A 1,328-nucleotide genomic window follows, 5' to 3' on the forward strand; every position below is an offset into this window, starting at 1 on the left:
GGGACTGTCGGGATTTTCGTGTGTTGCCGGTCATGAGGGAAAGAGAGGATCTCCCCCATGGCTCGAAGGAAAGCGCCGCACATAGCCGATGAGTTGCTGGATCAATTGCTCTCCGGCACGGATGCCGCGGCCGCTCTACAGCAGGGCGGGCTGCTGGATGAGCTGAAGAAGGCGCTGGCCGAGCGGGCGCTGAATGCCGAGATGGATCACCATCTCGGCGGCGAGGCGGGTGTCGGGAACAGCCGCAATGGCTATGGCCGAAAGACGGTGCTGACGGAGACCGGCGGGCGGGTAGCCCTGGAGGTGCCACGCGACCGGCAGGGCAGCTTCGACCCGCAGCTCATCGCCAAGTACCAGAGGCGCTTCCCCGGTTTCGACGAGAAAATCGTGTCGCTCTATGCCCGCGGCCTCAGTACCCGCGAGATCGCCGGGCATGTGCTGGAGCTCTACGGCGTCGAGGTCTCGCCGGACTTGGTCAGCGCGGTCACGGATGCCGTGCTGGAGGAAATCGCTACCTGGCAGGCGCGCCCGCTGGAGCCGGTCTATCCGCTGGTGTTCTTCGACGCGCTGCGGGTGAAGATCCGCGACGAGGGCTTGGTCCGCAATAAGGCGGTGCACATCGCCCTTGGCGTCAGGGCAGACGGCACCAAGGAGATCCTCGGCCTCTGGCTCGAGCAGAACGAGGGCGCCAAGTTCTGGCTGCGGGTGCTGAACGAGCTGCGCAACCGGGGCGTCGAGGACATTCTCCTAGCCGTGGTCGATGGCTTGAAGGGCTTCCCCGAAGCGATCCAGGCGGCTTTCCCCGACACCACGGTCCAGACCTGCATCGTCCACCTGCTGCGCCACAGCCTGGATTTCGTCTCCTGGAAGGACCGCCGGGCCGTCGCCGCGGCGTTGAAGGAGATCTACCAGGCCGTCGACCCGGCCGCCGCCGAAGTTGCCCTGACGGCGTTCGAGGCCGGACCTTGGGGCCGCAAATACGCCGCCATCGGCCCGAGCTGGCGGCGCGCCTGGAGCGAGGTGGTGCCGTTCTATGCCTTCCCCGCCGAGGTCCGCCGGATCCTGTACACGACCAACGCCATCGAGGCCTTGAACGCCAAGCTGCGCAGCGCGGTCCGCACCAGAGGCCATTTCCCTACCGACGAGGCCGCCTTGAAGCTGCTCTATCTCGTCTTGAATAGGACCGAGAAGGAGTGGACCATGCCGCCTCGGGAGTGGGCCATGGCCAAGGCCCAGTTCGCCGTGATCTTCAGCCAGCGCTTCACCAAGGCCCTGGCCTGACCGTGTCGTTCAACCGACCGGCCGAACACGGAATTCCTGACACTCCC

General features: G+C 65.9%; 1 protein-coding gene. It reads left to right on the top strand.

Going from position 1 to position 1,328, the window contains the following annotated elements; all coding sequences use genetic code 11:
- The first annotated feature begins 57 nt into the window (after nucleotides 1-57).
- Nucleotides 58-1,281 carry an IS256 family transposase gene (locus H7965_RS29915; protein ID WP_186774098.1) on the top strand — a complete coding sequence of 408 codons (1,224 nt, stop codon included), beginning with the start codon at nucleotides 58-60 and terminating at the stop codon, nucleotides 1,279-1,281.
- Nucleotides 1,282-1,328 lie beyond the last annotated feature (47 nt).

It is taken from the genome of Siccirubricoccus deserti (assembly GCF_014283215.1).
In the GTDB taxonomy this organism is placed as follows: domain Bacteria; phylum Pseudomonadota; class Alphaproteobacteria; order Acetobacterales; family Acetobacteraceae; genus Siccirubricoccus; species Siccirubricoccus deserti.